General features: G+C 62.6%; 21 protein-coding genes. 18 read left to right on the top strand and 3 right to left on the bottom strand.

What is annotated here, in order from left to right:
• The first annotated feature begins 143 nt into the window (after positions 1 to 143).
• From K7R21_RS11155 to hpnI, 3 genes are all read left to right on the top strand, one after another.
• Positions 144 to 2,792, top strand: coding sequence for an MMPL family transporter (locus K7R21_RS11155; protein WP_224983339.1), 2,649 nt, complete (start codon positions 144 to 146; stop codon positions 2,790 to 2,792).
• Positions 2,793 to 2,863: 71 nt separating this feature from the next.
• The gene (locus K7R21_RS11150; protein WP_224983338.1) at positions 2,864 to 3,430 is read left to right on the top strand and encodes a tRNA (mnm(5)s(2)U34)-methyltransferase; all 567 of its coding nucleotides are present in this window, start codon (positions 2,864 to 2,866) and stop codon (positions 3,428 to 3,430) included.
• A complete protein-coding gene (gene hpnI / locus K7R21_RS11145; protein ID WP_224983337.1) occupies positions 3,430 to 4,635 on the top strand; it encodes a bacteriohopanetetrol glucosamine biosynthesis glycosyltransferase HpnI in 1,206 nt (401 codons plus the stop codon). Before K7R21_RS11150 ends, hpnI begins: the two co-directional genes overlap by 1 nt.
• A gap of 76 nt (positions 4,636 to 4,711) precedes the next feature.
• On the opposite strand, the gene K7R21_RS11140 is transcribed toward hpnI, so the two are convergent.
• From K7R21_RS11140 to K7R21_RS11130, 3 genes are all read right to left on the bottom strand, one after another.
• Positions 4,712 to 4,924, bottom strand: coding sequence for a DUF2905 domain-containing protein (locus tag K7R21_RS11140; protein WP_224983336.1), 213 nt, complete (start codon positions 4,922 to 4,924; stop codon positions 4,712 to 4,714).
• 199 nt (positions 4,925 to 5,123) lie between these two features.
• Positions 5,124 to 5,654, bottom strand: coding sequence for an epoxyqueuosine reductase QueH (locus K7R21_RS11135; RefSeq protein ID WP_224983335.1), 531 nt, complete (start codon positions 5,652 to 5,654; stop codon positions 5,124 to 5,126).
• Between the two features lie 9 nt (positions 5,655 to 5,663).
• Positions 5,664 to 7,499: a cytochrome C gene (locus tag K7R21_RS11130; protein ID WP_224983334.1), complete on the bottom strand. Its 1,836-nt coding sequence runs from the start codon at positions 7,497 to 7,499 to the stop codon at positions 5,664 to 5,666.
• 245 nt (positions 7,500 to 7,744) lie between these two features.
• On the opposite strand from K7R21_RS11130, the gene K7R21_RS11125 reads away from it, so the two are divergent.
• The 15 genes from K7R21_RS11125 to K7R21_RS11055 all read left to right on the top strand — a co-directional run bounded on the left by K7R21_RS11125 (position 7,745) and on the right by K7R21_RS11055 (position 25,890).
• The gene (locus tag K7R21_RS11125) at positions 7,745 to 9,043 is read left to right on the top strand and encodes a cytochrome C (RefSeq protein WP_224983332.1); all 1,299 of its coding nucleotides are present in this window, start codon (positions 7,745 to 7,747) and stop codon (positions 9,041 to 9,043) included.
• Positions 9,044 to 9,103: 60 nt separating this feature from the next.
• Positions 9,104 to 9,463, top strand: a complete 360-nt coding sequence (locus K7R21_RS11120; protein ID WP_224983330.1) for a cytochrome C — start codon at positions 9,104 to 9,106, stop codon at positions 9,461 to 9,463.
• 5 nt (positions 9,464 to 9,468) lie between these two features.
• Positions 9,469 to 11,673 carry a methyl-accepting chemotaxis protein gene (locus K7R21_RS11115; protein ID WP_224983328.1) on the top strand — a complete coding sequence of 735 codons (2,205 nt, stop codon included), beginning with the start codon at positions 9,469 to 9,471 and terminating at the stop codon, positions 11,671 to 11,673.
• Positions 11,674 to 11,848: 175 nt separating this feature from the next.
• Positions 11,849 to 12,649 carry a tryptophan synthase subunit alpha gene (trpA, locus tag K7R21_RS11110; RefSeq protein WP_224983327.1) on the top strand — a complete coding sequence of 267 codons (801 nt, stop codon included), beginning with the start codon at positions 11,849 to 11,851 and terminating at the stop codon, positions 12,647 to 12,649.
• 141 nt (positions 12,650 to 12,790) lie between these two features.
• Positions 12,791 to 13,639, top strand: coding sequence for an acetyl-CoA carboxylase, carboxyltransferase subunit beta (accD, locus tag K7R21_RS11105; RefSeq protein WP_224983325.1), 849 nt, complete (start codon positions 12,791 to 12,793; stop codon positions 13,637 to 13,639).
• Positions 13,640 to 13,796: 157 nt separating this feature from the next.
• Complete coding sequence (locus K7R21_RS11100) at positions 13,797 to 14,423, top strand: LysE family translocator (protein ID WP_224983324.1); 627 nt, start codon at positions 13,797 to 13,799, stop codon at positions 14,421 to 14,423.
• Between the two features lie 60 nt (positions 14,424 to 14,483).
• Positions 14,484 to 15,758 carry a bifunctional folylpolyglutamate synthase/dihydrofolate synthase gene (locus K7R21_RS11095; protein WP_224983322.1) on the top strand — a complete coding sequence of 425 codons (1,275 nt, stop codon included), beginning with the start codon at positions 14,484 to 14,486 and terminating at the stop codon, positions 15,756 to 15,758.
• A 72-nt stretch (positions 15,759 to 15,830) separates the two neighbouring features.
• Positions 15,831 to 17,957 (top strand): LPS-assembly protein LptD, encoded by a 2,127-nt coding sequence (locus tag K7R21_RS11090; RefSeq protein ID WP_224983321.1) that lies wholly within the window; start codon positions 15,831 to 15,833, stop codon positions 17,955 to 17,957.
• A gap of 128 nt (positions 17,958 to 18,085) precedes the next feature.
• Positions 18,086 to 19,153, top strand: a complete 1,068-nt coding sequence (gene rfbB / locus K7R21_RS11085) for a dTDP-glucose 4,6-dehydratase (RefSeq protein ID WP_224983320.1) — start codon at positions 18,086 to 18,088, stop codon at positions 19,151 to 19,153.
• Positions 19,154 to 19,327: 174 nt separating this feature from the next.
• The gene (gene rfbD / locus K7R21_RS11080; protein WP_224983319.1) at positions 19,328 to 20,161 is read left to right on the top strand and encodes a dTDP-4-dehydrorhamnose reductase; all 834 of its coding nucleotides are present in this window, start codon (positions 19,328 to 19,330) and stop codon (positions 20,159 to 20,161) included.
• A 63-nt stretch (positions 20,162 to 20,224) separates the two neighbouring features.
• A complete protein-coding gene (locus K7R21_RS11075; RefSeq protein ID WP_224983318.1) occupies positions 20,225 to 20,617 on the top strand; it encodes a phosphomannose isomerase type II C-terminal cupin domain in 393 nt (130 codons plus the stop codon).
• Entirely contained in the window at positions 20,618 to 21,769 is a 1,152-nt protein-coding gene (locus tag K7R21_RS11070; RefSeq protein ID WP_224983317.1) for a Na+/H+ antiporter NhaA, read from the top strand.
• A 54-nt stretch (positions 21,770 to 21,823) separates the two neighbouring features.
• The gene (locus K7R21_RS11065; RefSeq protein ID WP_224983315.1) at positions 21,824 to 22,897 is read left to right on the top strand and encodes a mannose-1-phosphate guanylyltransferase; all 1,074 of its coding nucleotides are present in this window, start codon (positions 21,824 to 21,826) and stop codon (positions 22,895 to 22,897) included.
• Between the two features lie 57 nt (positions 22,898 to 22,954).
• Entirely contained in the window at positions 22,955 to 24,694 is a 1,740-nt protein-coding gene (locus tag K7R21_RS11060) for an aldehyde ferredoxin oxidoreductase family protein (RefSeq protein WP_224983314.1), read from the top strand.
• A gap of 35 nt (positions 24,695 to 24,729) precedes the next feature.
• Positions 24,730 to 25,890 (top strand): class II aldolase/adducin family protein, encoded by a 1,161-nt coding sequence (locus K7R21_RS11055; RefSeq protein WP_224983313.1) that lies wholly within the window; start codon positions 24,730 to 24,732, stop codon positions 25,888 to 25,890.
• The last annotated feature ends 9 nt before the right edge of the window (positions 25,891 to 25,899 follow it).

The raw sequence follows: 25,899 nt of genomic DNA, 5'->3' as shown, positions 1-25,899 counted from the left end.
GACAAAAGGTACACTGTTTTTTCCGGTGACTTGATTTTTTTCCTAATGAAAACAGGGATTTTGGTCGGTGCAGTTGATTGTGCGGCCGGTGTGTGCTAGGTTGCTGGGGCTTAATTTTATGTGCGGAAAAGGTCAATGATACTATGAATGAAGCCCCAAAACCTAGCCTGCTCTTCTCCCTCGCGGCGCGCCGCCCCTGGCTGGTGCTGACCCTGGCACTTATTGTCTCGGCATTATCGATCTGGCTCACTGCGCAGCGCATGGAGTTTCTCACCGGGCGCGATGACCTGATGCCGCAGAACACCTCCTTCAACCGCGACTACCGCGCCTTCCGAGCCGAGTTCGGCAGCATGGAGGATATCGTGGTGGTGATCGAGGGGCAGGATGCCGAGAAGGTGGGAGAGTTCGGCACGCGCCTGCACGACACGCTCGCCAAGGACAGGGCTCACTTCTCCGATGTCTTCTATCCTTTCGCGCTCCCCTATTTCCGCGACAACGGTCTGCTGTTCATGTCGTTGGACGAGATAAAGGAATTGCGCCGCAACCTGACCCTTGCGGCGCCAGCCTTGCGGGCGCTCTCTGCGTCCCCCTCGGTGCAGACCCTTTTCACCCACATGACCGGGAGCATCGACCGCTACCTGGCCGGCGACGAGAAGCAGCTGCCGGGCATCATGTTCATGCTGGACAAGCTGGGCGCCGGTTTCACCAGTTTCGGGACCGGGAAGGGGAGCGCTCCCTCGATGGAAAGCGTCTTCATGAACCAGGATTCCGCCTTCGCGCGCGCCGGGCGCCAGCAGATACTGACCGCGCTCCCGGTACGGGACATGGCGGGATTCGTCCCCGCCAAGGCGGCCATAGCCGTGGTCCGCGCCGAGGTGGCACGCCTGAAGGCGCTGCCCGAATACAAGGGGATCAGCGTGGGGCTCACCGGGACCCCGGTCCTCGAGCACGAGGAGATGACCACCAGCGAGAAGGACATCACCCTGGCGACCGTGGTTTCCCTGGTGCTGACGGTGGTCCTGCTCCTGTTCGCCTTCCGCGGCGTCCTCAACGTCTTTGCCGCCATGGTTTCCCTGCTGGTCGCCATCTCCCTCTCGTTCGGGTTCGCCACCGTCGCGGTCGGCCACCTGAACATACTCTCCATGGTGTTTGCCGTGATGTTGATCGGCATCGGTATCGAGTACGGCATCCAGGTGGTGCTGCGCTACCAGGAGGAGTTGCAACTGGGGGCGGGTGAAATGGTTGCCCTGGAAACAGGGGTGACCAGGAACACGTGGGCCATCATCATGGCCGCGGCCACCGTCGCCGCCGCCTTCCTCACCTTCGTCTTCACCGACTTCCGCGGCATCGCCGAACTGGGCATCATCGCGGCCGGCGGGGTCGTCATCTGCGTCCTGGTCACCTTCACCGTGCTCCCCGCGTTGCTGGTGCTCCTCGCGCGCTACCGCAAGGTACGCACCGCCGCCGCCACGGCACGCCCCAGCGAGCACGGGGCGCTGTCCCGGCTCCTCTTCGACCGTCCCCGGCTGGTCATCGCCCTGACCCTGGCGCTGTGCGTCGCCTCGCTCTATCCCCTGTCACGGGTCTCCTTCGACTACAACCTGATGAACCTGCAGGCCAAGGGGCTGGAGTCGGTTACCTACGCCTACAAGCTGATGAGAAGCAAGGAGAACAGCGGCTACTTCGCCGTGGTCATGGCCGATAACGCCGCCGACGCCCAGGCGAAAACGGCCAAGCTGGAGCGGCTGCCGAGCGTGGACCACGTGGTGAGCCTGAACACGTTGGTGCCGGACCACCAGCCGGAAAAGCTCGCGGAACTGGCCGCGCTGCAACGGGAGCTTGCCGACGTGAAGCCGGCACCGTACGAGGAAAACCTCTCGCTCATGGAGCTTCCCAAGGTCTTCGAGGCCTTTAGGAACGCCGCGGTCGCGCTCAAGGAGCGGCTGGAGAAGGAGCGGCGCCCGGAAGCGAAGCAGGCGGCGGCCTTCGTGGCGACCCTGGACAAGTTTTTTGCCGGGCTGGAAAAGGAGCGGGACAAGAACGCGGTGGGGATGCTCCAGGATTTCCAGGGGGGGATGTTCAAGGACCTCCCGGCCAAGATCGAGCTTCTCAAGCAGAGTCTCACGGCCAAGCCGGTGACCGAGGCGGACGTACCGAAGGAACTCCGTTCCCGTTTCGTGGGGAAAACCGGGAAGCTGATGTTGCAGGTCGCTCCCAAGGGGGAGATCTTCAACCGCGAACCGCTCAAGACCTTCATCGACGAGGTGAGAAGCGTGGAACCGCATGCCACCGGGGAGCCGGTGATGGTCTACGAGTCCATGACCATCATGCGCGATTCTTATCGCCTCGCCTTCATCTACGCCTTCGTGGCCATCGTCGGGATCCTGCTGCTCGCCTTTAGGAGTGTGAAATTCGCGCTGATCGGGCTGGTCCCGCTACTGGTGGGGCTTTTGTTCATGGTGAGCGGCATGTGGCTCTTCGGCATCAGTTTCAACTCGGCCAACATCATCGTGATGCCGTTGGTATTGGGGATCGCGGTCGACTCCGGGATCTACATCATCAACCGGTACCGGCGCGAGGAGGGGAGTGCCGCGGGTGTGATCCTGAGCTCCACCGGGGTCGGGGTGCTGTTGAACACGCTGACCATCATGGCCAGTTTCGGGGCGCTCATGGTGGCGCGGCACCAGGGGGTGTTCAGCATCGGGGCGGTGATGTCGCTGGGGATGGTTGCCTGCCAGATAGCGTTCATGGTGACGCTGCCGGCGGTGCTCACGCTGGCGGCAAAAAAATAAAGACCTGACGCCAATGCCACGAAGCGCGTTCAATGATTTATAAAGAGGAGCAGGTTCTAAGAGGAGCAAGCATGGAGACGCTGCGCGGGGCGGTGCCGCTGTCGCATTACTTCCTGAGGGAGCGGGTGCGACCGGGAGACCAGGTGCTGGACGCAACCTGCGGCAACGGCCTTGATACCCTCCTGCTCGCGGAACTGGTCGGGGAGGGGGGGATGGTCTGGGCCTTCGACGTCCAGTCGCGCGCCATCTCGGCCACCCGCGAACTGCTGGATCGGGAAGGACGGCTGGCCCAGGTGCGGCTCGTCGAGGCGGGACACGAGCGGACGGCCGAGTTCGTACCGCAAGGCATCATGGCGGCGGCATTCAATCTCGGCTACCTTCCCGGCGGCGACACCACCCTGATCACTGACCCGGCCAATACCGTCTCCGCTCTTGGGCAGGCGGCGCAACTGCTCGCACCCTGCGGCATCATCACCGTCGCCCTCTACACCGGTCACGCTGGCGGCCCGGAGGAAGCGGCCGCCGTCGAAGGCTGGGCTGCCGCGCTGCACCCGGGCCGATTCAACGTCTGGCGGCACCGGCAATTGAACCGCCCCGACACGGCACCGTACCTGGTGCTGATCGAAAGGATCCGCTGATGCTGCGCGAAGCCCTCCCGTTTTTAGCTGTTGCACCTGCCTTGGCCTACGCCGGCATCACTCTGTTCTGCGGCCGCAGCTTCTTCGCCGCGCCTGTCGCTCTGGCCGACCACGCGCCACCGGTTTCCATCCTGAAGCCGGTCCGGGGGCTCGACGGCGACAGCTTCGAGAACTTCTCCTCTTTCTGCCGCCAGGACTACCCCTGCTACCAGATCGTTTTTGCGGTCGCTTCGCCTGAGGATCCCGTCATTGCCGTGATCAGGCGGCTGATGACGACCTACCCGGAGACGGACATCGAGCTGGTGGTCGATCCCGCCATCCACGGGGCCAACTACAAGGTGTGCAACCTGATGCATGCCTACGCCAAGGCGAAGCACCCCCTTCTGGTGGTCTGCGACAGCGACATCAGGGTCGAGGATCAGTACCTGCGCCAGGTCTGCGCCTCCTTTGCCGACCCCGAGGTCGGGCTGGTAACCTCGCTGTACCGCAGTTCGCAGGTGGCGGGAACCGGCTGTGCCATCGAGGCGCTGGGCTTTTGCTGCGAGATGATTCCCAACGTGATGGCGGCGCTGAAGCTGGAGGGGCTTTCCTTTGCACTAGGGGCGTCGATGGCGGTGCGCCGGGAGGCACTGGAGCGGATCGGAGGCTTCGAGGCGCTGGTCGATTACCTCGCCGACGACTACCAGTTGGGCAACATGATTCACAAGGCCGGCTACCGGCTGGAACTGTCGCCCTACTTCGTAGAGAGCATGATGCGCGGGGACGAGAGGCTCGCCGAACTGCTGTCGCGGCAGCTGCGCTGGGGTCGCACCATGCGGGTCTCCCGCCCGGGAGGGTACCTTGCTTCGGGGATCACGCTGCCGTTCCCGGGGGCGCTCCTCGCGCTGCTTATCTCAGGATTCTCCCTGGCGGGGTGGGGCGCCGCGGCGCTTTTGTACCTGGTGCGGTCGCTGGTCTGCACCAGCTACAGCCAATCGCTGGTCAAGGACAGGCTCCTGCCGCGCTGGCTGTGGCTGTTGCCGTTGAGGGATGGGCTTTCCTTCGGGGTGTGGGCGCTGTCGCTGATCGGCAACCGGGTGCGCTGGCGCGGCGATCTGTTCCTCCTGGAGAAGGGAGGGAAGATCGTGGCGATGGCAGATAAAGACAAATCCCCCCTGTCCCCCCTTCGCAAAGGGGGGGACGCTGGTTCTCGGGCTGTGGAGTAATTTAACCTCCCGACCTTGGTAAAAAGGGCGCGGTGTTCCCGCCCCCGGAGGGGGAGGGTTAGGGAGGGGGGCGGGATTACTTCCGGAACAGCCAGAGGATGAAGGAGAGCAGCAGGGAGATGATGATGCTGGTGGCAAGCGGGAAGTAGAAGGTGAAGTTCTCCTTCTTCACGTATATGTCGCCCGGCAAACGCCCTAGCCACGGGATCTTCCCGGCAAGGGTGAAGAGCGCGCCGACGGCGGCGATGATCAGGCCGATGACAATGAGGGATTTTCCGAAGGAGGGCATGGAGTGTCCTTTGACGGGCGTTGACCGGATGAGGGCGTAGCGGCGGGCGCCTCTCTCTCTTCGTGGCATCGCCCTCACCCGCCCTGCGGGCACCCTCTCCCGGAGGGCGAGGGGAGGACACCGCCACGTTGTTGTGTGAAACTAAAAAAGGGGACTGGCACCTTAGGAGCCAGTCCCCTTTACATTTTCGCCTGGCTCGTTACTTCCTGACGTAGCGTTCCTTTTCGCTGTAGATGCAGCCGCAGTATTTCTGACGGTACAGCCCCATCTCTTTGGAGAGGTTGATCCCTTCCTGCCAGCCGGTGCGGAAATCCTCGTAGTGGAACTCCACGCCGTAGCGCTCGCCAAGTTTGACACCAAACTCCCGGATCAGCTGCTGGTTTTGATAGCGACTGTAGAGCAGGGTGGAGGTGAACCTCTTGAAGCCCATCTCTGCGGCGGTGCGTGCGGCTTCCTCCAGGCGGGAGCGGTAGCAGTAAGCGCAGCGCCCCTGGGGCTCGCCGGCCACGTTGGTGAGGAACTCCTCCAGGAGGTATTCCTCCCGGTAGTGCACCTCCAACTCCACCAGCTTCGCATAGGTCTTCAGGGCCTCCATGCGCAGCTTGTACTCGGTGTACGGGTGGATGTTGTGGTTGAAGAAGAGCCCTGTGACATCGAGCCCGGCGGATCTGAGTTCCTTGACCGGGTAGATGGCACAGGGCGCGCAGCAGATGTGCAGCAGTATCTTCATACTCTTCCCTTACGGGCGTCCCCCGCCGGGGCCGCCAAGCAGGTAGGTGATGGCGTCTGCCTTGACCTGAGCGAAGGCGGCCGAATAGTCGACGGTCGGGAGTCGTGCCGTGATGTAGTCCCCGCCCAGGATCGGGTTACTGAGGGACACCTTGCCGGTATTGCTGTTGACCGCCAGGGTCGCATTGTTGATCGCGCTCTCCACGTCGTTGTCCATAACGCCGTTGCTCAACCAGTCGATGGAATCGTAGATGAGCCTCTTGGTGTAAATACGGTTGTGGGCGAAGGCACCGGGGTCGTTCTGCAGCAGGCTGGAGTTGAAGAAGGCTCCCATGGTGTTGGCCCCGCCGCCGGGGAAGGCCGCGTTGTAGTCGGAGTTCTTGTTGGCCAGGGGCCTAACCTTTGAACGGGTTGGATTCAGTGTGTTGGCCGGCAGGGCCGGATCGGTCTTCAGGACGTTCAGCATGGCGATGGCCGCTGCGTAACCTTTCTTCTCGTTCTGCAGAAAGGCAGGGGAGAGGGCATGGTCACCGGTGTGGCAGTGCGCACAGGTTTGGCTGACAATGGCCGTGATGGTGCCGGTGCTGTCCTTATCAACGGGGAGGAAGCTGTGGGGGGCCGCGCTGTTCATGTGACAGGTCACGCAGGGACCTTTGTTGCCGGTGCCATTTTGGTTCCCCACGCCGATGTACCTGTGCAGGTAGTAATCAGGTACGTAGTTCCTGCCGATGAACTCGTACCCTCCGGTCCGGAAGATAAGGGTTGCCGCGGCGCGATCGTGTGCTCCCGGCGCAGAGGTATTGCTGAAGTCCATCCCGGAGGCCTGCGCGGCGTAGATCATGGAACCGATGCCGCGGCCGGAATGGCAGGGGACGCAGACGTTGGAGTCGTTCACGTCGGGGTAGACGGTGACGCTGTTATTGAGCTTGACCGTCGGAGAGCTGTTGGAGGACGAGAAGTTGTAATAGCCGCGGTAGGCACCCACGACGCGGGTGGCCCAGTTGTAGGCCCGGCCGGCTCCGTTGTCGTGGCAGACGTTGCAGGCGGTAACTTCTTTTGTTTTGTCCGGGGACGGTGCATCCGCGGGTTGCGCGGCGCCGGGTGCCACCTTGACCGGGTAGTTCTGCACCACCGCGTATCCCGGGCCCGCGAAGGGTCTCACGTCGGAGAAGCCGCTGGTGACGAAGTTGATGTACCCGGTGGAGGTGTGGCAACGAACACAGTAGTACTGGTAGGTCAGATTGTACGGTTCGTAGCTGCCGCGGGTCTTAAAGTCGTAGCGGGTTCTCGCTCCGGAGAGCACGTCGCCGTGTCCGGACTCTGCCCACTCGGCGTTGGCCGCCATCGCCGTGGTCGGGTCGTGCGGGTTATGACAGTTGCGGCAGTTGCGGATGTAATTGGAACTCAGGTACGAGGCCCTGTAGGTGCTGTTGTTGATGCTCGTGGTCATGTTGCCGAAATGCTGCGGCGCGAGTCTCACCTGGATGTCGTTGGGGTGCGAGAGCCCGTGGCACTTGTCGCATTTGCCGGCGGAATCCGGGTTCTGCGTCGCCACGCCGCTACCGCCGCCGTGACATTTGGCACAGGACTCCGGGTGACCGGGGTGGGGCTCGTGACAGTCGGCGCATCCCGCTCCGTTTTGGGTGTTGTGCGTGGAGTTCATCCACTCCTGGACGATCAACGCGCCGGTTCCCGGTGAGACCGAGCCGGCGTGACAGCTTGCGTCCATGCACTTTTGGGACTGGGCAAGCTTCGAGACTCCGGTGGCGTTGTTGGCGGAACCACCTCCGCACCCTGCCACGAGGAGCGTAGTGACAACGAGGAAAACAAGGCTTTTTAGCAGCATAGCGTGCCCTCCCAAAGGTTTAAGACGCTACCTTATAGCATCTTCTATAGCAAAAAAGTAGAGAAAAATGAGTGTTAGCTCACAGCAGCCTTGGTTCCCTTTTTGTTAAGTTGACTTCACTTCTGCAATATTGTATTAATCACCAGTCCAATTGCGTCAAGTATGCATTTGGTAGGGGATTGAACCGCTCTAATAGTATTAATTTAATCTAATTTAAGTGCTGGTTGCAGTGTAGGAGACCAACTATGTTTCTGAAAAAGTATACTGTAGCGGTCATGTTCCTTCTCGGTATCTCCTGTGCGCCCCTGCTGGCCCCGGGCACGGCAAACGCCATCCCGGCCTTCAGTCGGCAGCACAAGACTGAATGTTCCACCTGTCACACTATTTACCCCGAGCTCAACGAATTCGGCGACGCCTTCCTGAAAAACGGGTACGTGTACCCCCACAAGAAGGAAGCGGCGAAAGGGGCAACCCAAGGTGCCGAGCCGGGCAACGAGTGGTCCTTCATCTCTGGCTTGCCCCAGCAGATACCGCTGTCGCTTACCGCGACCGCTGACCTTGCCTATGACGAGCATGCCGCCGACGGCAACAAGCTCGATCTTTCCACCAGGTCGATTACCTTGCAGGCCGGCGGCTCCTTCCGCGACCTGTTTGGTTTCTTCGCCACCTACAACCTCTACTCCCAGGGGATGCAGCGGTCTTCGTCGCTCGTCAATCCTGCTAACAACACCAACGTTCCCCCCGGCAACGACCCCGATCTGGACGAGTTGTTCCTGGTCTGGCGCCAGGCCTTCGGTTCCCCGGTCAACATGAAGGTGGGTCGCTTCGAGCCGAAACTTTCGCTGTGGAAAAAGAGCAACCGCATCCTGCCGGTTCCTTCCTTTGCGTCCACCACCTACCGCGTCGGCCTCTCCCCTTTCAGCAGCGATGCCACCGAGGACGGGGTGGAGCTGAACGCCCTGCTGGGTAACCGCCTCTTTGTCGCCGGTGGCGTTGTGGATCGCAACGGCCAGGATCGGGAAGACGGCTACGGGCACATCTCCTTGAAGATCGGCGGCACCGACCTGAAGGGCCAGGAGCCCGAAGTCGACCTAGAGAAGGACAGCATCTGGGATTACCTGAGCGTTACCCTGGGGGGCTTCGGCTACTGGGGGCAAAACGGCGAGTTCAACGCCAACGGCGTCGCGCAGAACTTGAACAACTTCCGCCGTATCGGCGCCGAGGCCGACATTCTATACAAGCGGCTGCACCTCAAGGGGAGCGGCAGCTTCGGTCATGATACCAATGTTGGATTCATGAGCGCGGCAGTCGACAGCAGGGCCTACACCCTGGAGGGCGAGTACTACCTGGGCGCACCGGTGAACGTCGTTCCGGTGTTCCGTTACGAATACCTGAACACCGGCGACGGCACCGTCAAGCGCCTGACCCCCGCCATCGCCTACACTCCGCTGCAGAACGTGCGGATGTCCATTGAATACACTCACAGCATTGCCCCGGAAGGAACCGGCAACATAGCCTTTGCTTCTATCGCCTTCAGCATGTAAGCTGACGGTCCGGACATGCCCAAACGGCGGCCGCCGCCGACAAAATTTGGAGGACGTATTATGAAAAAACTCCTGGTTACCATGCTTCTTATCGCAGCAACCGCTGCCACCGCCCATGCCGGGCTCAAGGTCATCGGCAAAGGTGATGCCATGCGTCTCGACCCCTCCGGGTTTCCGCCGGCCATGAAGGCCAACTACGAGATCGTCAGGGTCAAGTGCGTGAAATGTCATACCCTGGAGCGCACCATCGTTGCCATTCAGACCGGTGTCGCCCCCATCTCCGGCCAGCCTTTCGACCGCAACGCGACCAAGGCCTACGGCATCAAGATGCTCAGAAAGCCCGACTCCAACATGAGCAAGGCCGAAGTGAAGGCCTCCGTGGACCTGATGAACTACCTCCTCGCTGAAGCGGAGAAGTAATTATAATGAAAGACCTGACCTTGCGTACCCGCCTGATCGGGTCCTTCCTGATCATGGCCTTGTTGGTCGCCTTCACCGGCGGTTTCGGTGCCCTTAACATCAAGAGGGTCGGCGGCCAGATCCAGAACATCCTCGAGCAGCTCGCCAAACAGCAAAAGCTGGTGCTCCTCATGGGAGTGACCCAGAAGTACTGCCACGTGAGCCTGATGCAGGCCGCCCTGGTCCCCAACGACCCGGAGAAGCTCCAGGAGTACATCGACGACTACCAGATGAAGCGGGACACCCTGCTTAGTCAGGCCCAGATCATCCTGGAAGGGAACAAGAAGCTGGGCGTGCTCCCGGTGGCCAAGGGAAGCGTGGTCGAGAAGAGGACCCGCCAGTTCCTGGTGAGCTGGGCCGAGTTCGAGAAGGTGGCTGACGAGCTGGTTGCGCGCAAACAAGCGCTCATGAAAGGGGTTCCCCCCGGGGTGATGAGCCAGGCGGCCAAGGACGCCCTGGCCGACCAGCGGCTGAACCAGCTCGCCAACGAGGAGATTGCCACCGCCAACGACAAGGCCAAGGAGGACCTGGACGATATCCTGGTCGAAGTTGGCAACCGGATGACGGATGCCAACAAGCAGGTCACCGAGATTCAGCAGTCCGCGGGGATCACCTTCGCCGCGGTGATCCTGGTGGCAGTGGCCCTGGCGATCCTGCTCGGCCTGCTCATCACGCGCAACATCGTGTCCCGCCTCTCGGTGATGGGAGCGGCGGTCAACAGCGGCTCCGAAGGGGATCTCACTGCGCGGGTCGAGATGGGGATCCACGACGAGATCGGCAAGCTGGGAAGCGACTTCAACGAGATGGTGGGCAAGCTCTCCGGGATGATCGGCAAGGTTTCCCGCTCCTCCAACGAGCTGGCCGGCATTTCCGACACCATGGCCAAGGCCTCCCACTCGGTGGTCGGCTCCGCCAAGACCCAGGCCGAGAGCGTCTCCAAGACCTCCGCTGCCATCGTGCAGATCAATACCTCGGTGAAGGGAGTGGCCCAGGGGGTCGATTCCCTCTCCATTTCCGCCTCCGAAAGCTCTTCTTCCATCCTGGAGATGGCCTCCAGCGTCGAAGAGGTGGTGCAAAACATGGAGAACCTGGCCCTGTCGGTGAACGAGGTGAGTTCCTCCATCGTCGAAATGGGCGCCTCCATCAAGCAGGTCGGCAACGGCGTGGTGAGCCTCATGGAGGTTTCTACCGCCACCGCCTCTTCCGTCATGGAGATGGACAGCTCCATCAAGCAGGTGGAAAGAAACGCCAACGAGACCGCCGCCATCTCCAAGGCGGTACGCATCGACGCCGAGACCGGGCGTGAGGCGGTCGACGCCGTCATCAACGGCATGCAGGAGATCAAGCGCGCCTCCCTTATTACCAGCGAGGTCATCACCACTCTCTCCGAGCGCGCCGCCGATATCGGCGACATCCTCTCGGTGATCGACGAGGTGGCAGAGCAGACCAACCTGCTCGCTCTGAACGCCGCCATCATCGCCGCCCAGGCCGGCGAGCACGGCAAGGGCTTTGCCGTGGTCGCGGACGAAATCAAGGAACTTTCCGAGCGCACCTCCAGCTCAACCCGCGAGATTTCCCTGGTGATCCGTGGCGTGCAGGAAGAGACCCAGCGCGCCGTCGATGCCATCGACCAGGCCGAGCGTTCCATCGCCGACGGCGAACTGTTGTCACAGAAATCTGGCGAGGCGCTCACCAAGATAGTGGTCGGCGTTACCGAGGCCACCGCCCAGGTGAGCGAGATCGCGCGTACCACGGTCGAGCAGGCCAAGGGAAGCCAGATGATCCGCGAGGCGATGGAGCAGGTCTCCGAGATGGTGGCCCAGATCGCCAAGGCGACCCGGGAGCAGGGTCAGGGAAGCGAGCTGATCATGGGTGCGGTCGAGAACATGAAGAGCCTGACCTCCCAGGTGCTCTCCTCCACCCGCGAGCAGAACAAGGTGGGGAACCTGATCGCCCAGTCCACCGAGAGCATCACCGAGATGATTCGCCACATCAAGCGCGCCTGCGACGAGCAGACCCGCGGCTCCGAGCAGATCGTCATGTCGGTCGAGGACATCCAGCAGGCCACCGACGCCAACCTCGAGGCGACCCGCGTCATGGACGAGGCAGTCTACAAGCTCTTCCGCCAGACCGAGATGCTGAAGCAGGAGATGGACGCGTTCAAGATCTAGGACACATTCCACCGATTTTTTGCAGTACCGACCAAATCCCCCTCTCCCCGAGGGGGACTTTTTTTGTTATAAGGGGAGGCCTGCCGTGGAGGTCGCGGCTGCTACCTCTGTTAAGTGCATGTGCGACAGTAACGGTAGAACGTCGCACGTGTTCTGCTGTTTGAAAGGAGTGACCATGAGCAGGATTTCCGATAAATTCGCAGCACTGAAAGGGCGCGGGGAAAAGGCGCTGGTGACCTTCGTCACCGCGGGTGACCCCGACCTCGCCAGCACCGAAAAGGTCGTGCTGGCACTGGAGCAGGCCGGCGCCGACCTGATCGAGCTGGGGGTTCCCTTCTCCGATCCCATGGCCGACGGGCCGACCATCCAGCTCTCTTCGGATCGCGCACTGGCAGCGGGTACCACGCTCCCCGGGATCCTGGAACTGGTGACCCGGCTCAGGACCCGGACCCAGGTCCCCATCGTCCTCATGGGGTACTTCAATCCCATCTTCACCTACGGCGCCGAGCGCTTCGCCTGCGACGCCGCCAAGGCCGGCGTGGATGCCCTGCTGGTGGTAGATCTTCCCCCCGAGGAGGCGCCCGAACTCAAAGAGCATACCGACCGCTGCGGCCTGGACTTGATCTTCCTCCTTACCCCCACCTCCGACGCCTCGCGTGTCGAGTCTGTGGCCCGCCAAGGCTCGGGCTTCATCTACTACGTCTCCGTCACCGGCGTCACCGGCGCGAGGACCGCTGTTGCCGATACCCTTGCCGACCGCGTCACCGAGGTGCGCAACGCGCTGGATCTTCCCCTCGTGGTCGGCTTCGGCATCTCCACACCGGAGCAAGCGGGCCAGGTGGCCAAGGTCGCCGACGGCGTGGTGGTGGGGAGCGCTCTGGTCAAGTATTTCGAGAAGTACCAGGGCGAGGAACTGCTGCGTGAGGTCTCTGCTTTCGTCTCCGCTTTAAAACAAGGGGTGCTGCAGGGAGCGTAGAAATAATCGGTTATTCTTTCAGCGGTTTAGCGGCGTCGTCGCACCGTTTTGTTTGACATAGCAGGTTCGATCTGCTAAGAATCAGCGCTGTTTTACGACGTAATAAAACAGCTTGGGGCATTCCCCCAAAAGAGGGCACATATGGCTTGGTTCAAAAGGGATAATCCGCCGATGGCGAAGGCTGGGGAGCACAAGGTAAAGGTTCCGGAAGGGCTTTGGACGAAGTGCGTCAGCTGCAACGAGACCATCTATACGAAGGACATCGAGAGCAACCTTAACGTCTGCCCGAAGTGCGGCCATCACTACCGCATCTCCACCAAGAAGAGGATCGAACTCCTCATCGACGAGGGGACCTTCACCGAGTTCGACGCGGGCATGGTGTCGGTTGACTTCCTCGAGTTCAAGGACAGCAAGAGCTACCAGGACCGCATCGACCAGGCGCTGGCCAAGGGTGGCAGCAAGGACGCCATCGTCTGCGGGTCGGGCAAGATCGAAGGGACCCCGGTGCAGATCTGCGTCTTCGACTTCTCCTTCATGGGCGGCTCCATGGGGAGCGTGGTCGGCGAGAAGATCACCCGCGGCATCGAGCGCGCCTTGGAGCAGAAGACCCCGTGCATCATCATCTCCGCCTCCGGCGGCGCCAGGATGCAGGAGAGCATCCTCTCGCTCATGCAGATGGCCAAGACCTCCGCGGCGCTGGCCAAGTTGCGCGAAGCGGGGCTCCCCTTCGTCTCTATCCTGACCGACCCGACCACCGGTGGCGTCACCGCGAGCTTCGCGATGCTGGGCGACATCAACATGGCCGAGCCCAAGGCGCTGATCGGGTTCGCCGGTCCCCGCGTCATCGAGCAGACCATCCGCCAGAAGCTCCCGCAGGGCTTCCAGCGTTCGGAGTACCTGCTCGACCACGGCATGGTGGATGTCATTGTTGAGCGCGGCAAGATGAAGGCGCAGCTCTCCAGCATTCTCAAGATGCTCTACAGAAACTAAAGCAGGTCGAGGTTAAGGTTGAGGTTGAGTAAACCGCGACCGTAGCAAGGAAAGGTTAAGGTCGAGAAGGTTACATCCTTCCCAGCCTTAACCTTTCTTTTTACCTGCTCCTCAACCTCAACCTTAACCTTAACCTTAACCTTAACCTGAGGTCACCATGGTTTCCCTTTCCCAACTGGCCCTGTTCGCTTTCACCTCCACCGTTCTCATCTTCACCCCCGGTCCCGACATCATCTACGTGATGACTCGCGGGGTAGCGCAGGGGCGGAAGGCGGCGCTGGCCGCCGCTGCCGGCTTTGCCCTGGGGAACTTCGCCCATACCTTCTTCGCCATCGTCGGTCTCTCCGCCCTGATCACCTCGTCGGCGACCGCGTTCGCCTGTGTCCGCTACGCCGGTGCAGCCTACCTGATGTACATCGGCTACAAGATGCTCAAAAGCCGCACCTCACTGGTCCCAGACGGCGCCGCGGGGCAACTTGAGAGCCGGGTAATCTTCCGGCAGAGCATCCTGGCCAACATCATGAACCCCAAGGTGGCGCTCTTCTTTCTCGCCTTCTTCCCGCAGTTCGTAGACCGGGGGCGCGGGGGCGTCCCCATGCAGATGTTCATCCTCGGCACCACCTTCGTCGTGCTCACCATGCTCGGCTTCGGGGTGGTCGCGCTTTTGTCCGGCGAAATCGGGCGTTGGCTCAACCGTAGCGCCGGCGCCGGGAACAGGATCGGGCAGGGTGCGGGATGCATCCTGATCGGCCTCGGGCTGCGTCTGGCCTGGCCCGAGCGGTAACTCGGCGACCGGGATTAATATGGACTTTTTCACCTTCTTTACCTATAATCCCCGCCTGTCATGACCTACGCCGAAACGCTTGCGCACATCTATGCCCTTGGCCGCTTCGGCATCAAGCCTGGGCTGGACAGGATCACCCGTCTGCTTGCCGCCCTGGGCAACCCGCAGGACGCCTTCAAGGCGGTCCACGTAGTCGGCACCAACGGCAAGGGGTCGACGGCCTCCTTCCTCTGCTCCATCCTTAAGGCCGGCGGCTACCGGACGGGACTGTTCACCTCGCCGCACCTGATCTCCTTCACCGAGCGCATCCAGGTCAACGGCACCGAGATAGGGGAGGCGGACGTGGTCCGCTTCGCCGAGATGGTGATGGCAGCCGCGCCAGAGGAAGCCACCTTTTTCGAGATTGTGACGGCGCTCGCCATCCTCCATTTCGCCGAAGCAGGCGTCGAGATCGCGGTCTTCGAGGCCGGTATGGGGGGGCGGCTCGACGCCACCAACATATTGCCGGGGGTGCTCTGCGCCATCGCGCCCATCTCCCTGGAACATACCGATTATCTTGGTAAAACTATCGAGGATATCGCGGCGGAGAAGGCTGGGATCTGCAAGCCAGGTGCGCCCATTCTCTCGGCACGGCAGGACCGCGACGCGCAGTTCATCATCGAGCACCAGGCGGCCCAACTCGATGCGCCGCTGTACCGTCAGGGGGAGTCTTTCGACGCCTTCTGGCTGGACGGCCTGCTCAACTACCGCGGCATCGGCGTCACGCTAGACGCACTTTCCTGCGGTCTGTACGGTCGCTACCAAAGCGGCAACGCGGCGCTTGCCCTCGCCTCGGCGGAACTCTTGCGGGCGGTGGGGTTCCCGGTAACACCCCAGGCGATGATAGCCGGCGTGGCCAACGCCCGCTGGCCGGGCCGGATGGAACTCTTTCCCGGGCCGCCGCGCCTTTTGCTCGATGGTGCGCACAATCCGGCAGGCGCGGCCGCGCTGGCCGATGCGCTCGCCGATATCCCGCGCGGGCGGCTCTTCCTCGTGGTCGGCGTAATGGCCGACAAGGAGCTCTCCGGGATACTGGCACCGCTTTTGCCGCTGGCCGACCGCGTCTTTGCTGTCGCCCCGGCCCTGGAGCGGGCCCTCCCTGCGGGGGAGCTGGCCACCTACTGTTTCGGTGCCGGGGTGGAGGCGATGGAGGCGGGAAGCGTGGTGCAGGGGATCGAGCTGGCGCGCAACCTGGCCCAGGACGACGACCTGATCCTGGTCTGCGGCTCCCTGTTCACCGTGGGTGAGGCGCGCAGCCACCTCAAGTCACGTAGCTTCGAGCCGTTTCGAGGTTAAAGGCGGTGCGGCCGACGGTCGGACTCAGTCTGACAGGTCACAGCGATGAAACTTACTTTTGGTTGGAGTCCGATGAAACCTGCAAAAGCCTTGTGGCTTGTTACATACCTGCTGTTGTCAGCGACCCTTGCCCACGGCAAGGACAAGGCGATGTCTTTCACGAAGGCGCCCCCTGTCGAGAAGTCTTCGGACAAAACGGGCACATCGGACAAGATAGTCCTGCCTGCCAAGGATGTGACGCTCAAGGCAGATTCCCTTTTCCTGGATCCAGAGACCGACAGCTACAATGCCGAAGGTAAGGTCCAGATCCTGCAGGGCGATGCTTCCCTGCTCGCGGATAGCGTCATTTACCGTCGTCTGACCGGCGATGCCCTTGCCAAGGGAGACGTGCTGCTGGAGCGGGAAGGGGACACCATGAAGGGGGACCAGCTTTCCCTGAACCTGATCACCCAGAAAGGTGAACTCCTGAACGGAGAACTCTTCATAAAGAAATCCAATTTCCGGCTGCGTGCCCCGCGCCTGATGAAGACCGGCGACGACGACTACCGGATCGAGCGCGGTGTCTTCACCACCTGCGACGGGGAGCATCCGAGCTGGCGCTTTGAGGCGAAGAAGGTCGACGTCACCCTGGAGGAGTACGCCACCGCGAGAAACGCCGTCTTCTACGTCGACGACATCCCGCTCTTTTATACCCCGTACCTGATCTTTCCTGCCAACACGGAACGACAGTCGGGTCTCATGATCCCCAAGCTCGGCTACTCCTCGAAGAAGGGGTTCTACCTGGACCAGCCCTACTACTGGGCCATCGACCCCAGCCAGGAAGCCACCTTCGACCTCGACCTGGAGAGTTCCCGCGGTGTCGGGGCCGGCGTAGACTACCAGTACCTGCGCCCCAACGACAGCCAGGGGCGCCTGCGTGCCTTCGGCATCTACGACACCAACGAGTCGAAGTTCCGCGGCGAACTGCAGCAAAAGCACCTGGAACTGCTGACGCCTGAACTGACCCTCGCCTCCACCGTCCACATGGTTTCGGACCGCAAGTACTACCTCGATTACGGCGAGTTCTCCGGCGAGTACAACCGGCAGCTGCTGGAGTCGTCGGTCTCCTTTGACCGGCGCTGGCAGCGCTATGGCCTGTTCGGTGCGCTGACCTACGACCAGGACCTGGAGGCACCTAACAACCGCGCCACGCTGCAGCGCCTCCCCACCTTCGGCTTCATTGCCGCCGGTGAGAAGGTCGGGCCGGTCTTTTTCTCCATGGATTCCAGCCTGACCAGCTTCGAGCACGCCGTGGGGCCGACCGGGCAGCGCCTGGTGCTGCACCCCCGGGTCAGCTACTACGCCAAGCCCGCCGGGATCGTCGACTTCTCCCTGTTCGGCGCGTTCCAGCAGCGCCTGTACAACGCGCACGGGGACACCCCCGAGAACGGCTGGCGCCAGATCGGCCAGGCCGACGGCGGTGGCGCCCTGTCGCTGCCCCTGGAGCGGATCTACGACAACGGCACCCTGCGGCACCTGCTGGTCCCTTCGCTGCAGTACAACTACGTGCAGCGGCGCAGCGATCAGGACCTCCCCTTCTACGACTACGGCGACCGGGTGCTGGGGCAGAACATCGCCTACTGGTCCGTCGCCAATACCTTCACCCGCAAGTACGTGCGTGAAGGGATCCCCGACGAGTATCGCGACATCCTGTACCTGAAGCTTTCCCAGGGGTACCAGTTTTCCGGACAGCGCCGCGACCTGCTCACCCTGGTGGACGAGGGGAACCGCCTCACCGACTTGATGCTGGAGAGCGTGATCACCCCGGTGCAGGACCTTTCCCTGCTCGTCGACGGGCGTTACAACACCACCGACAACGTCCTTTCCACCGCCAACCTCGGACTGCAGGTCAAGGGGGAAGGGCGCACCCAGGCCAGCGTCACCTACCGGCACAGCCGCGACGAGCTCGACTACCTCGGTGCCGGTGTCACCTTCCCGCTCACCAGCCAGCTCACCGCTGACGTCCTGGGGCGCTACTCCTTCGACCGGGGAGGCTTCCTCGAATCGCGCTACGCAGTGGAGTACCGGCAGCAGTGCTGGAGCGTGATCCTCGCCTACTCGGACCGGGTCAGCAGCCACCAGGTCAGCGGCGAGAAGCAGTTCACCGTCAATTTCTCCCTGGCCGGACTGGGAGCGCTCGGTCCGATTCAGACTTTCTAGGTCAGGTTACCGTGCTGCCGGGAGGGTAAGAAGTTGACACTTTCACTTTCCCCGGTGTATCTACAATAAGTTGGCTGAAAAGGGCGCCGCAGCACCTGGCGCCGAGACAGAGCTGACCGGAGGCGTTTATGCAGGATGTGTTCACACCCACCTCGTTACTGGTGACCGGCGGGGCCGGGTTCATCGGGTCCAACTTCATCAACCACTTCATGGCGGGCAACCCGGATTGCCGGGTGATCAACCTGGACCTTTTGACCTACGCCGGCAACCTGAAGAACCTGACCGCGGTGGAGGGCAACGCCAACTACCGCTTCGTGAAGGGTGACATCTGCGACGCCGAATTGGTGGCGCGCCTGCTCGCCGAGGAGAAGGTCGATGCCGTGGCGCATTTCGCCGCCGAATCGCACGTGGACCGCTCCATCACCGGCCCAGACATCTTCGTGAAAACCAACGTGCTCGGGACGCAGACCCTCCTGGAGGCGAGCCGGCTGCACGCCGAGAAGCTTCCCGCCTTCCGCTTCCTGCAGGTTTCCACCGACGAGGTGTACGGCAGCCTCGGTGCCGAGGGGTACTTCACCGAGGAGACGCCGCTGGCGCCGAACTCCCCGTATTCCGCGAGCAAGGCCGGGGCGGACCTGCTGGTGCGTGCCTACTTCGAGACCTTCGGTCTGCCGACCCTGAACACCCGCTGCTCCAACAACTACGGCCCCTACCATTTCCCGGAGAAGCTGATCCCGCTCATGATTCACAACATCCTCAAGAAGCGCTCCCTGCCGGTGTACGGCGACGGCCTCAACGTGCGCGACTGGTTGCACGTGAAGGATCACTCCGCCGCCATCGAGCGGGTGCTCAAGCAGGGTAAGCCGGGGGAGATCTTCAACGTGGGTGGCAACAACGAGTGGAAGAACATCGATATCGTGAAGCTCGTCTGCGACTTGATGGACGAGCGTCTCGGGCGCACCGCGGGGGAGAGCCGTGAGCTGATCACCTTCGTCAAGGACCGCAAGGGGCACGACCGGCGCTATGCCATCGACGCCACCAAGCTGAAGCGTGAACTGTCCTGGGAGCCGAGCTACACCTTCGAGCGCGGCATCGCCGAGACCATCGATTGGTACCTCGCCAACCAGGGGTGGGTCGAAGAGGTGGTGAGCGGCGCCTACCGGGAATACTACGAGATGCAGTACGGAGCGGCGTGAGCCGTTAGAGACTCAACGGTCGGGCTTGGCAGCTACAACATCTGAGGGTTCACAATTCATCGTTCTGGGCTATCATCTATCCTTGTCCTTCGCTTCCGAAGCCCCAAGGGTACGGTGGCCGTAGCGGCACTGCCACGAACGCTGAACCTGGAACGAGCTTATGGGGGAGTTTAGATGGTTCTGGTAGTCGGCAGTAAAGGAATGCTGGGGCAGGAGTTGATGGGGCTGTACGGCGATGTGGCGCGCGGGGTCGACGTCGACGAGATCGACATCACCGACCTTGAATCGGTGCAGCGGGTGCTGCTCACCCTGAAACCCTCGGTGGTGATCAACGCCGCCGCCTACACCGATGTGGACGGCTGCCAGTCCAACACGGAACAGGCCATGATGGTCAACAGCGAAGGCGTCGGCTTTCTGGCCATGATCAGCAAGGAGATCGGCGCCAAGCTGGTCCAGGTGAGCACCGACTACGTCTTCGACGGCCAGAAGGGCTCCCCCTACGTCGAAGATGATCTCGCCGGTCCGCTCAGCGTCTACGGGGAGTCCAAGCTGGGCGGCGAGATGAACACCTGGTTCAACCCCGATCACCTGATCGTGCGCACCCAGTGGCTTTACGGGCACGGCGGCAAGAATTTCGTGGAGACCATGCTGAAACTGGGCGCGGAAAAGAAGGAACTGACCGTGGTGGACGACCAGATCGGCTCCCCCACCTGGACCCGCGACCTCGCCCTGGCCATCAAGGCCCTGCTGGACAAGGGCTGCCAGGGGACCTACCACGCCGCCAACTCCGGCTTTGTCTCCTGGAACGGGTTTGCCAAGGAGATCTTCCGGTTGGCCGGACTCGACGTCGCGGTGCTGCCCATGACCACGGAGCAGTTGAATCGCCCCGCACCGCGGCCGCTGTATTCCACGCTGGATTGCGGCAAACTGCAGCAGGACACCGGCTTCGTGCCGCAGCCCTGGCAGGACGCGCTCAAGCGGTACCTGGAACTGAGACCCGGCAAATAGCGCCGGGGGGACTGGCCCCGCAGATACCTGTCCCCTTTACCCAACGAAAACACGGAGGCCAACATGGAACGCGGCGAGCGTCCCTGGGGAACATACACCGTCCTGGACGAAAGCAACGGCTACAAGATCAAGCGCATCGAGGTCCTGCCGGGACAAAGGCTTTCTCTGCAGATGCACCACCACAGAAGCGAGCACTGGATCGTGGTGTCCGGCACCGCCAAGGTTACCTGCGGTGACATGATGAAGATCATCAACATCAACGAATCAACCTTCATTCCCATTGGTTCCACGCATCGCCTTGAGAATCCCGGCGTCATCCCGCTGGTGATCATTGAAGTCCAAAGCGGTGAGTACCTGGGCGAAGACGACATCGTCCGGTTCCAGGACGACTACGACCGCGTCGAGGCTGCCGCCGTAGGGAGCGCCGTCGAGGCCCAAGTGGAGCCCATCGGTTAAATGAACAGACAACTGAGCCTGCTCAGGGAATTCTCCGTTCCCCTGGCGGCCGGCGTCATTGCCGCGCTGCTGTGGGCGAACCTGGCCCCGGAGCAGTACCACCACTTCCTGCACGACCCGCTTTTTGCGGGTCTTTCTGTTCACTTCGTCACCAACGACCTGTTCATGGCGTTCTTCTTCGGCATCGCCGCCGTCGAGATCACCCAGAGCTGTCTGCCGGGGGGCGACCTGCACCCCTTGCGGCGCGCCGTCAATCCGCTGCTGGCGACGGTGGGGGGGATACTGGGGCCGGTCGCGATGTACCTGCTGCTGAACAGGGCCTTCGGCGACGCCTCGCTGTCCCGGGGCTGGGGCATTCCGACTGCGACCGATATCGCGTTGGCCTGGCTTGCGGCACGGTTCATCTTCGGCAAGGGGCATCCGGCCATCTCGTTCCTGCTGCTCCTGGCCATAGCCGACGATGCGGTGGGACTGGTCATCATAGCCCTGTTCTACGGCGATCCGCTGGCCCCGGTGCAGCCCCAATGGCTGCTGCTGTGCGGCGCCGCGCTGGCTCTTTGCTGGCTGCTGCGCCGCTTCAGGGTCGCCAGTTACTGGCCCTACCTCATCTTCGGCGGAACACTGAGCTGGCTGGGGCTGCATGAGGCCCACCTGCACCCGGCTTTGGCGCTAGCCCTGGTGGTCCCGTTCCTGCCGCACCCGTCGGTGGAGAAACGCCACATGTTCGACATCGACCCGGACGACCTCACGCCGCTGTCGCGCTTCGAACATGACTGGAAATTGTTCGTCGACCTGGGGCTCTTCGTCTTCGGGCTGGTCAACGCCGGCGTTGCCTTCGGATCCGTCGGCGCCGCTACCTGGCTGGTGCTGGCCTCGCTGGTCTTTGGCAAGGCGATCGGCATCGTCGGGTTTGGGCTGCTGGGGAGCAGGCTCGGTTTCCCGCTCCCGGTAGGGGTGGGGTTGAGGGAACTTCTTGCCACCGGCCTGGTTGCCGGCATCGGCTTCACCGTGGCACTGTTCGTTGCCGGAGAGGCCTTCCCGGATTCCGAATTAGGTTCGTCCGCCAAGATGGGCGCCATGCTCAGCATTTTCTCTTTTGTTCCCGCGGCGGTCGTGATGAAAATGCGCCGGATTAAGCAGGGCGGCGCGTAACTTCCTTTTCTTTTCCCCCTGAGGTGGGGGATCATTGCCGATTGGAGGAAACCTATGTACATCGTCATCCTGGCCGGGGGCTCCGGCACCAGGTTCTGGCCGCTGTCCCGCAAAAGCACGCCGAAGCAGCTCATGTCCGTCTTCGGCGGCAAGTCCATGCTGCAACGGACGGTGGAACGCGTCCTGCCGCTGGATCCCAAGCGGGTAATGGTGGTGACCAACGCGCTGCAGGCTGCCGAAACGAGGGCGCAGTTGGCCTACATCGAGGGGGTCCCGGTCGACGTGATCGAGGAGCCTGTCGGGCGCAATACCGCGCCTGCCATCGGACTGGCCGCATCCATCATCGCCCGCTTTGATCCGGACGGGATCATGGTCGTGCTCCCCGCCGACCACTACATCGTGGACGAGGAAACCTTCCGTGCCACCCTGGCTGCCGCCCGTTCGGTGGCCGTGAGCGGAGCACTGGTGACACTGGGGATCACCCCCACCCGCCCCGAGACCGGTTACGGCTACATCGAGGCCTCGCGGCCGGCCGATTCGGGGGCGACACCGGTGCGGCGCTTCGTGGAAAAGCCGAACCTGGAACGTGCCGTGGAGTTTTTAGCTGCCGGGTGCTTTTACTGGAACAGCGGCATGTTCGTCTGGGGGGCCTGCTCCATCCTGGACCAGATCGCGCAGCACATGCCCGAGCTGTCCCGGGGCCTGGCGCGGCTCACCTTCGAGTCGGATGTTTGGGAAATCTCCGATCTGAAGCCCCAGATCGCTGAGATCTACGGTGCCATCAAGGGTGAGTCGATCGACTTCGGGGTCATGGAGAAGGCCAAGGATGTACAGGTAATTCCGGCCTCGTTCGGCTGGAGCGACGTGGGGAGCTGGAGTGCACTGCCCGAGGTGATGGAGGCCGATGCGGCGGGGCACGTGGTGATTAATTCCCTTGGTGCTGTATCCGTGGGGGCCAAGGAGTGTCTTGCCTACGGCAACGGTAAAGTGGTAGCCTTTGTCGGCGTCAGCGACCTAATCGTGGTGGACACCCCCGACGCCCTGCTGGTCTGCTCCAAGCAGGCCGCCCAGGACGTGAAGAAGGTGGTCGAAGAACTGGAGCGGCAGGGGAAGCTGGAACTGCTTTAAAGGGTAGGTCCCCTGTGTACTCTGTGGTAAAGCTTCTAACCGTTTTTTGAGGTTTGTATGTACGGCTGGACCGGAAAGTTGCTGCATGTCGATCTCACCCGCGGTACCTGCGAGCGCAGGGAGATTCCCACTGACATCCTGCACGCCTACCTCGGCGGGCGCGGGTTGGGCGTCCGGCTGATGCGCGATTATTTTCGCCTCGGCCCCTTCGAGCCAGACCTGCCGCTCATCTTCGCCGTCGGCCCCCTGTGCGGCACCAACTCACCCACCGCGGCGCGCCTCTCCTGCGTCTCCCGGTCGCCGCTCACCGGGACCATTTACGACTGCTCGGCAGGCGGGCGCTTCGCCTGGCGGATGAAGGCGGCCGGACTCGATGCCGTCTTCATCACCGGCAAGAGCCCGAAGCCGGTCTTCCTCTCCATCGACCCCGCGCGGGACGAGCTGCATCCGGCCCAGTCGCTGTGGGGCAAGGGGGTGAAGGAGACGGTCGCCGCCCTCAGCGATCATGGCTCGGTCACCACCATCGGCCCCGCCGGCGAAAACGGCGTCCTCTTCGCCAACATCATGATGGGCGAGGGGAACTCGATCGGCCGTGGCGGCCTGGGCGCCGTCATGGGGGCCAAGGGGCTCAAGGCGATCACTACCCAGGGCGACGGCGTGACCGGCATCGCCGACAAGGAACGCTTCGACGCTGCCCGCGGCGACGTCATGCGCCTGTTCCGGGCCTCACCGGTCATCTTCGGGGGATTGGGTATCGCCGAGTACGGCACCCCGGCGCTGGTCGACCTGATGGCGCAGCGCCGCATGGCCCCCACCGAGAACTTCCGTTCCACCTTCTTTGCCGACTCGGGTAACTACTCCGGACCTGCCATCCGCAAGGAGTGTGGCGCCAAGAAGGAAGGATGCTACGGCTGCCCCATCCAGTGCAAGAAGGCGAGTGCTGCCGGGGAAGCGTTGCCGGAATACGAAACGGTGAACCACTTCGGGGCCCTGAACGGCATCTCCGACCTGCACGCCATCGTCAAGGCAAACTCCCTGTGCAACGAACTGGGGCTCGACACCATCTCGGCCGCGGCCACCCTGTCTGCCTTTGGCGAAGCGCGCGGGCGCTTCCCGGACGCCGCCGAAGTGGCGAGCCTCCTCGCCGACATCGCCTACCGGCACGACCAGGGCGAACTGCTGAGCCTGGGCTCACGGCGCATGGCAGAAATCCTCGGCAGGCCCGAGCTATCCATGAGCGTGAAGTCCCTGGAGCTCCCCGCCTACGACCCGCGTGGCGCCTACGGCATGGCGCTCGCCTACGTAACCTCCAACCGCGGCGGCTGCCATCTGCGTGCCTATCCTATTTCGCATGAGATCCTGAGAAAGCCGGTCCCCACCGACCGCTTCTCCTTCTCCGGCAAGGCCCGCATCATCAAGATCGCGGAAGACGTCAACGCGGCGGTCGATTCGCTGGTTGCCTGCAAGTTCGCCTTCTTCGGGGCGACGCTGGAGGAGTATGGGGAGCTCTTGTCGGCGGTGACCGGCATCGAGTACGGGCCGGAGTCGCTCAAGGCGATCGGCGAGCGGATCTACCTCACCGAGCGTTTCTACAACTGCGCCAACGGATTCAGCCACGACCACGACACGCTGCCGCACCGGTTCTTCGAGGAAGCAGGGAGTGCCGGCGAGGGGATCGACGTCCCCCCCATTGACCTTGCCCGCTTCGAGGAAGAGCTACAGAAGTACTACCGCATCCGCGGCCTCGACGAGGAAGGGCGTTTCGGCGACCGCGACCTTCTCGCTGAGCTGCCCTGATGTGTGCCAAGGAAACCAACCTGAAACGGTGACAGATGCGCGACCAGATCTATAAATATACCGGGAAGCTTCTTGCCGACCGCTCGGCCTGTGCCGACGGCATCGCCTTCGCGGCGCAGGACGACGTGCTGATCACGGCCGGTGCGCCGGAGTTGGCCGCCCTGGCCGGGGCCACGCTATCGCGCCTCAATTCCCTAGCGCTGGTGGCCGCGCGCCCCACGCTTCCCTTCGCCGACTTCCTGATTGCCCGGGCCGGGCAGGGGGAGGAGTGCATCGTGCCGCAGGATACCGAGACCAGGACCTTCCTGCACGACATCCCCTTCCTGCGCCGCAAGGACCTTGCCGACGATCCCGCTCCCGTTCTGGCCAAACTGCTCGGCAACAGGAAAGGAGTCATCGTCGAGGGTGTCGGCATCGTCGCTGTCGGCGCCATCACCGTTGAGCAGGCCTTCATTAACTACTCCTCCGTGTTCCATTCCACCTTCGTGAAGTACCTGCAGGACTTACTCGTCGACGGGTTCCGCCTACCGGGTGAGCGCGAGGCGTTCGACTCCTTCCGCAGGGACTGGTTGCGGCCGCTCTCCGCCTCGGGGCTCGACTTCGTCGACGCCCTTTCCCTGGAGAAGGATGAGATCCTTGCCGAGATCGAGCGGGTGGGGCGCTACACCGTGGAACGGGGGCTGGTGGATTCCTTCTTCGGTAATATCTCGGCGGTGGCGGGCGAGCGCATCTACATCTCCCAGACCGCGGCGAGCCTGGACGAGTTGAAGGGGTGTATCGACCCGGTCCCCGCCGACAACTCCTCTACCACCGGGATCACCGCGTCGAGCGAGCTTTTGGCGCACCGCAAGATCTACGAGCAGACCGGCGCCCGCGTCATCCTGCACGGCCATCCCAAGTTTTCCGTGGTGATGAGCATGCTCTGCGACAGGAAGGCGGAGTGCGTCATCAAGGATTGCTGGAAGGACTGTCCGCATGTGCGTGACCTGGGGGGGACACCGGTGGTCGCGGGCGAGATCGGGGCCGGTGGGCTGGCCAAGCGGGTCCCGCCGGTAATCGGCGCCAGCGGTTCCGCCATCGTCTATGGCCACGGTGTCTTCACGCTGGGGCGCGCAGGCTTTGGCGAGGCCTTCGCCGCCATGGTGGATGTGGAGAACTTCTGCCGCGAGGAATACTTCCGGCGTATGAACAGATAAAGGCATAAA

This window comes from Geomonas agri (assembly GCF_020179605.1).
GTDB classification, from domain to species: domain Bacteria; phylum Desulfobacterota; class Desulfuromonadia; order Geobacterales; family Geobacteraceae; genus Geomonas; species Geomonas agri.
Note: the sequence above shows the minus strand (reverse complement) of the source record. Positions and strands in the feature narration are given on the sequence as shown.

Bases quoted from the DNA above. Each gene is read 5' to 3' on its own strand.
- K7R21_RS11055 (WP_224983313.1), top strand. From the start codon at position 24,730: ATGCGCGACCAGATCTATAAATATACCGGGAAGCTTCTTGCCGACCGC.
- K7R21_RS11150 (WP_224983338.1), top strand. From the start codon at position 2,864: ATGGAGACGCTGCGCGGGGCGGTGCCGCTGTCGCATTACTTCCTGAGG.
- K7R21_RS11100 (WP_224983324.1), top strand. From the start codon at position 13,797: ATGGTTTCCCTTTCCCAACTGGCCCTGTTCGCTTTCACCTCCACCGTT.
- rfbD (WP_224983319.1), top strand. From the start codon at position 19,328: ATGGTTCTGGTAGTCGGCAGTAAAGGAATGCTGGGGCAGGAGTTGATG.
- K7R21_RS11135 (WP_224983335.1), bottom strand. From the start codon at position 5,654: ATGAAGATACTGCTGCACATCTGCTGCGCGCCCTGTGCCATCTACCCG.
- K7R21_RS11130 (WP_224983334.1), bottom strand. From the start codon at position 7,499: ATGCTGCTAAAAAGCCTTGTTTTCCTCGTTGTCACTACGCTCCTCGTG.
- K7R21_RS11070 (WP_224983317.1), top strand. From the start codon at position 20,618: ATGAACAGACAACTGAGCCTGCTCAGGGAATTCTCCGTTCCCCTGGCG.
- trpA (WP_224983327.1), top strand. From the start codon at position 11,849: ATGAGCAGGATTTCCGATAAATTCGCAGCACTGAAAGGGCGCGGGGAA.
- K7R21_RS11075 (WP_224983318.1), top strand. From the start codon at position 20,225: ATGGAACGCGGCGAGCGTCCCTGGGGAACATACACCGTCCTGGACGAA.
- K7R21_RS11140 (WP_224983336.1), bottom strand. From the start codon at position 4,924: ATGCCCTCCTTCGGAAAATCCCTCATTGTCATCGGCCTGATCATCGCC.
- K7R21_RS11155 (WP_224983339.1), top strand. From the start codon at position 144: ATGAATGAAGCCCCAAAACCTAGCCTGCTCTTCTCCCTCGCGGCGCGC.
- K7R21_RS11115 (WP_224983328.1), top strand. From the start codon at position 9,469: ATGAAAGACCTGACCTTGCGTACCCGCCTGATCGGGTCCTTCCTGATC.
- K7R21_RS11095 (WP_224983322.1), top strand. From the start codon at position 14,484: ATGACCTACGCCGAAACGCTTGCGCACATCTATGCCCTTGGCCGCTTC.
- accD (WP_224983325.1), top strand. From the start codon at position 12,791: ATGGCTTGGTTCAAAAGGGATAATCCGCCGATGGCGAAGGCTGGGGAG.
- K7R21_RS11125 (WP_224983332.1), top strand. From the start codon at position 7,745: ATGTTTCTGAAAAAGTATACTGTAGCGGTCATGTTCCTTCTCGGTATC.
- K7R21_RS11090 (WP_224983321.1), top strand. From the start codon at position 15,831: ATGAAACCTGCAAAAGCCTTGTGGCTTGTTACATACCTGCTGTTGTCA.
- K7R21_RS11120 (WP_224983330.1), top strand. From the start codon at position 9,104: ATGAAAAAACTCCTGGTTACCATGCTTCTTATCGCAGCAACCGCTGCC.
- K7R21_RS11060 (WP_224983314.1), top strand. From the start codon at position 22,955: ATGTACGGCTGGACCGGAAAGTTGCTGCATGTCGATCTCACCCGCGGT.
- K7R21_RS11065 (WP_224983315.1), top strand. From the start codon at position 21,824: ATGTACATCGTCATCCTGGCCGGGGGCTCCGGCACCAGGTTCTGGCCG.
- hpnI (WP_224983337.1), top strand. From the start codon at position 3,430: ATGCTGCGCGAAGCCCTCCCGTTTTTAGCTGTTGCACCTGCCTTGGCC.
- rfbB (WP_224983320.1), top strand. From the start codon at position 18,086: ATGCAGGATGTGTTCACACCCACCTCGTTACTGGTGACCGGCGGGGCC.